This window comes from Chamaesiphon sp. OTE_8_metabat_110 (genome assembly GCF_031382685.1).
In the GTDB taxonomy this organism is placed as follows: Bacteria; Cyanobacteriota; Cyanobacteriia; order Cyanobacteriales; family Chamaesiphonaceae; genus Chamaesiphon.
In genome coordinates this window covers 1-5,167 of the sequence record NZ_JANMZA010000561.1, presented here as the reverse complement: position 1 = coordinate 5,167, position 5,167 = coordinate 1, and the positions used below count along the sequence as shown (strand labels likewise).

Here is a 5,167-nt window from a genome sequence, read left to right as displayed (position 1 = left end):
CTTTAACCAGTACACCTGCTTGGTGTCTATGGCCGAGTGGAACCACACCGATCCCTTCCCGAACTCGGAGGTGAAACGCTCGCACGGCGACGATAGTTGGGGGGTTGCCCCCTGTCAAAATAGCTCGCTGCCAAGCTTAATATTTAAAAGAGTCGGATACTATTAGTGTTCGGCTCTTTTGATTATATAAATATGAATGCTAAATAGTAGATTTAGTTAAATATACGGTTGTTCAACTCAGTCAAGCATTGAAGCGAGATTTTCCATATCAAGTGATTTCGCCAGCTTTTGAGTTTGGAATTTTTAGTAAGTATCCACTAAAATCTAGTCAACCATTAGGATGACCATTATTAGTAGTTGGCGATTTCAATACTAGCGATCTCGATCGTAATTATCACTTACTGAGTCGCTCTTTGAATAATGCTTTTCAGATAGCAGGATGGGGAATGGGAATGACATTTCCGATCGCACCACCAGTGGCAATTCCGCTGGTGAGAATCGACCATATTTTCTATTCTAATCACTGGCACGCTCGTTCTGCTTGGACGAAGGCGGGTATTGGTTCCGACCATCAATATCTCGTCGCCGATTTGCAATTAAAGTAGCAATAATTAGCTAAGCTTTTAGGGCGATGGGAACGCTAAAATACATCAGCGGGATCGGCAGCGCGAAGCTTGTTTGACGCGATCGCGGCGGAAATCAGACACATGGCAAGAGTTAAAATAAACACTGTTATAGCTAAATTGAGGGTCATAAGTAGCTCTAGGCGGGTGAGGTTTGTCAACAGTTGATACATGCCCAATGTGACGATAAAACCAGGGATAAAGCCTAAAATCGCGAGGAATATTGCTTCTTGGAAGATGACTGATAGGAGCGATCGATTGGAGTAGCCGATGGCTTTGAGGGTGGCGTATTCGGCCAAATGGTCGCTGACATCGCTGTAGAGGACTTGATAAACGATCGCGACACCAACTATGAAACCCATCATTGCGCCAAAATTAAAGATCGTACTGCTAGGGTTGGCATCTTGAAATTGTAATTCTTTGGCTTGTAGCTCTTGATGGGTGAGTGCTTTAATGCCAGGAACGTTTTGCTCGATTCCCCGTTTGAGGGCGATGAGATCGGTACCGGGTTTAACGCGAATGATGCCGAGTGATACCTGTTGGAGCGATTCACTGCCAAATAGCTCGGCGAAGGTGCGATCGCTGGTAATCAGATTGCCTTCACTGAGAAAGAAGGAGCAGCCGAGACTAAATAAACCATTCACAACCAAGCGTTGATTATTTAACATCGCGGTAGTTGTCGGTTTGGACGCTAACTGGGCGGGAATCGGCCCTAATTCGGCGCGAGATAATCGATCGAATAAAACGGTAAATGGTTCGCGGAGTTTGGATTGTTGGCGATTGACTTCTGGCAGATCGAAGATTTGGAGTTGAGGATTGTAGGCAAATACCCGCGTATCGTAAGAAATTGTTTTTTTATTTAATGCCCAGACACCACGCCGCATGTATAGTGGCTCGGCAGTAACGATCCCATCAAATGCAGCGGCTTGATAGAGGCGAGTGCGATCGAAAGTATCGGCACCAATAAATAGCGCATCGGGATTTATTAAAAATAAGTCGCCTTGTAGATGTTTGGGTAATAAGATTGCGCCGCCAGCAAATAAATTGACGAATCCTAACTGCATGAAAATCAACACGTTAGCAAAAGCAATTCCGCCCATAGCAACGCTGGTGCGGACTCTTTGGTGAGCTAATTGTGCCCATGCTAGGGGGACGCGGCGGGAAAAAAGGTTGTTCATGACTTTGAAGGTAGGCGCACGCGCACTTGGAGATTTGTCAGCTTGGCAACTTTAGTTGTATCCTGGGGCGCAATTTTAATTTTAACGGCGACAATCCGGCTGTCCTTGTCAGTAGCTGGATTATTACCACTAGCCTCTTGGCTTTGTTTGCGCCCCACTTGTAAGCCAATTTGGGCAACGGTGCCTTGGAGCGATCCGGCAAAGCTATTGTATTCGCTGGTAACTACGGCGGGTTGTCCCTGGTAAATGCGATTGATATCGATTTCAGCAACTTCGGCAATGACGTACATATTAGTGGTTTGAGCTAGTTCGACGATGCCCTGAGCGGTGTTTACCTGCTCGCCGACGCGGGTATTAATTTTGAGAATTTGACCGTCTACAGGGACGCGGACTTCCGAATCACGCAGGGCGGCTTGTTTTTGCTCGACGGCGATTTTGGCTTTGTCGAGTTGGGCTTGCGCGATTCGCACGTCGGTGGGGCGAACTTCGCGCAACTCGGCTAATTTTGCCTGCTCCTGTTGGATCTCCGCCGTGAGTGTGTGAATGACGCGGTTTAATTCGGCTTGCTTTTCCTTGACTGTCTGGCGAACGGTAGCTAGGTCGGTGCTAATTCGTCCCGATTGGGATTGGATTTCGAGCTTTTTCTCTTGGAGAGTGGCGGTAGCGGCGGCTAATTCTTCGGTGGCTTTATCTAGTTGGGTTTTGGTATCGATTTGGCGTTCTTGGAGTAATGCTTGGGCGGAGGTAAATTCTTCGTGGGCTTTGTCTAATTGGGATTTGCTGATACCGCCAGCGCGATACAGGGTGAGTTTGCGCTGATATTCCGTCCGCGTGTTGGTGAATTTGGCACGCAATCCGAGGGTATTGTCACCCGATCGATCGAACTGACTGCGGCGGCGATATTCCGCCTCAGCATTGGCTAATTTGGCGCGGGCTGTCAATAAGCCTAACCCCGCTTTCGTCGAGCTAGCTTGGCGCAGATCGTTGGCTAAGGCGTTTTGCAATTGCGCTTGGGCACTATTGAGGACGGCTTGTTGCTGTTGGCGCGCGCTCGTCAGTTGCGCTTGGAGCCGGGAGATCGCCGCAGTTTGGGCGACAATTTGCGAATTTTTGAAACCACCTTGAACGATCTTCGAGAGTTCGAGTTCGCGCAGTTTGACATCTGCTAGGGCATCCCGTAAGTCAGCTTGTTTGCGATCGATCCCTTGTAAAATAGCAATGATTCGATCGCGCTTGACAAAATCACCTTCTTTAATCAAGATCCGATCGACTCGACTATCTTGAGCATTCGCCACCGAGAGCTTAATCACTTCACCTTCAGGCTGAATCCGTCCCAATGCCACTACCGCATTCGGTTTGGCAGGGATAACTGGCTGGGGACTTTGTTGGGCGATGCCTGACGTGCAGCCACCCAGCAGTACCACTAGTCCACAAATTGTCAGCGCGAAATCGGGTTTCATGCCTTGAGGATTACTGATGTTGTCGATCTTATACTACTTGCGAATGGACGCTATTTGTTATGACGGTCGTAATATGCTAGGGGGTTGGGTATTGGGGATTGGGGATAGGGAATAGGTAAGAGGTAAGAGGTAAAAGGTAAGAGGTAAGAGGTAAGAGGTAAGAGGTAAGAGAAAGCAGCGAACGCCGCTTCCTACAAATCGAACCTTACGCAGGAGAGTTTGAGAGGCGGCGATTTGCGCTCCTCGGGTTCCCCGAGGGTTTAGCAAATCAAGACAGCATCCCGCCTTTCAACGGGGGGTCTGGGGGTACCGACCCCCAGATCCGGGTTCTGCCTCCGCTAGTAAATCCGCAGCTAACTAGTATCTATTATTTGCCGCTTCGCTTTAAACACTCCTTATGGTAATGGCAGGGATACAGGGAAAAACAACAGGATCGATCGTAAAAGTAGCCAACTGAAATCTTAAATGTCGCCAGATTGCCGACAAGCCCGATCCGCAGGGACTGAATATGGATAAAATATAAATAGATTGAGTCCTCAGCCAGAGAGCGGAACTAATCGGCGACCATTGCCAGATCTCATCACGATCGCAAGTCTTGAGATTTTCTAGATTAGTTGTGAGCCGATCGCTGGTTGGGATCTGCGATCGTTATCCCCTCATGACTACGAATAATCTGTGTTTGTCCTTAACGGTTATGAATATCTCCTCGGCTTCATCCTGACATGTAGCCTGGTGCCGATATTAGCACTATCAGCATCGAAATTACTGCGTCCCAGCGGTGGTGGCCCAGAACGCCGCACGACCTACGAATCGGGGATGGAACCGATCGGCGGTGCCTGGATTCAGTTTAATATTCGGTACTATATGTTTGCCCTAGTCTTCGTTGTCTTTGACGTAGAGACGGTATTCCTGTACCCGTGGGCAGTCGCATTTAGTCAACTAGGTTTGCTAGCTTTTATTGAAGCGCTTATTTTTATCACAATTCTTGTAATCGCCCTAGTTTATGCTTGGCGCAAAGGAGCCTTAGAATGGTCATGACCCCCAATGATATCAATAATTTAGAGCGGATCTCCAATCCGATCGAGCGTCCGCAAGTAACTACCGATCTGTCAGAAAATGTGATCCTGACAACGGTAGACGATCTCTACAACTGGTCGCGGTTATCGAGCCTGTGGCCGCTGTTATTTGGTACCGCCTGCTGTTTTATCGAAATGGCCGCAATGATCGGTTCTAGATTTGATTTCGATCGGTTTGGACTGATTCCTCGTGCGAGTACCCGTCAGGCAGATTTGTTGATTACTGCTGGTACGATCACGATGAAGATGGCTCCAGCCTTGGTACGTCTCTACGAGCAAATGCCCGAACCCAAGTATGTAATTGCGATGGGTGCATGTACGATCACGGGCGGGATGTTTAGTGCCGACTCGCCGACTGCGGTACGCGGTGTCGATAAACTCATCCCCGTCGATATTTATCTCCCCGGTTGTCCGCCGCGTCCCGAAGCGGTAATGGATGCCATCATCAAGCTGCGGAAAAAAATCGCTAACGAGTCAATGCAAGAGCGGAGTCTGCTCAATCAAACTCACCGTTACTACAGTACGACACATAACATGAAAGTCGTACCACCCATCTTGACCGGAGCATATCTCCAGACGGGTAAACACGACAGTCCCTCAGCCACGTTCGACCTCCTGTTTTTGAGCGGTAGCGAGTGCGGGTGGTACTGGCATTCCCATGGCGGCAGCGATTTCGGCTGGGGGACGATCGTGAGTCCCCGTTTGGAGATACGCTCCAGTCAAGATGGGGGGCACGACTTTCATGTTATGGGTCGTACTGTAGTAACGGTGAGTTTGATTGAGCAGACTCCGCTCTTGCATTGACTCGTTAGCGATTTTTTTCCGCAGCT

General features: G+C 48.8%; 3 protein-coding genes, 1 rRNA gene and 3 pseudogenes. 4 read left to right on the top strand and 3 right to left on the bottom strand.

Annotated elements, in window-relative coordinates:
• Positions 1–18 precede the first annotated feature (18 nt).
• Positions 19–136 (top strand): 5S ribosomal RNA (gene rrf, locus RMO52_RS20320).
• 220 nt (positions 137–356) lie between these two features.
• A pseudogene (locus tag RMO52_RS20315) lies at positions 357–605 on the top strand (endonuclease/exonuclease/phosphatase family protein); the annotation flags it as partial.
• A gap of 35 nt (positions 606–640) precedes the next feature.
• On the opposite strand, the gene devC reads toward RMO52_RS20315, so the two are convergent.
• Together devC and RMO52_RS20305 are read right to left on the bottom strand one after the other, a co-directional pair.
• Positions 641–1,801 carry an ABC transporter permease DevC gene (gene devC, locus RMO52_RS20310; protein ID WP_309744007.1) on the bottom strand — a complete coding sequence of 387 codons (1,161 nt, stop codon included), beginning with the start codon at positions 1,799–1,801 and terminating at the stop codon, positions 641–643.
• Complete coding sequence (locus RMO52_RS20305; protein WP_310417878.1) at positions 1,798–3,261, bottom strand: HlyD family efflux transporter periplasmic adaptor subunit; 1,464 nt, start codon at positions 3,259–3,261, stop codon at positions 1,798–1,800. The genes devC and RMO52_RS20305 overlap by 4 nt, the downstream gene beginning before the upstream one ends.
• A gap of 675 nt (positions 3,262–3,936) precedes the next feature.
• Between RMO52_RS20305 and ndhC the strand changes: the two genes are divergently transcribed.
• Entirely contained in the window at positions 3,937–4,299 is a 363-nt protein-coding gene (ndhC, locus tag RMO52_RS20300) for a photosynthetic/respiratory NAD(P)H-quinone oxidoreductase subunit C (RefSeq protein WP_309744003.1), read from the top strand.
• A pseudogene (locus tag RMO52_RS20295) lies at positions 4,296–4,934 on the top strand (NADH dehydrogenase subunit K); the annotation flags it as partial. The gene ndhC and the pseudogene RMO52_RS20295, both read left to right, overlap by 4 nt.
• On the opposite strand, the pseudogene RMO52_RS24845 reads toward RMO52_RS20295, so the two are convergent.
• A pseudogene (locus RMO52_RS24845) lies at positions 4,935–5,167 on the bottom strand (NADH-quinone oxidoreductase subunit B); the annotation flags it as partial.

Coding starts and splice junctions, on each gene's coding strand:
- RMO52_RS20305 (WP_310417878.1), bottom strand. CDS start 3,261: ATGAAACCCGATTTCGCGCTGACAATTTGTGGACTAGTGGTACTGCTG.
- devC (WP_309744007.1), bottom strand. CDS start 1,801: ATGAACAACCTTTTTTCCCGCCGCGTCCCCCTAGCATGGGCACAATTA.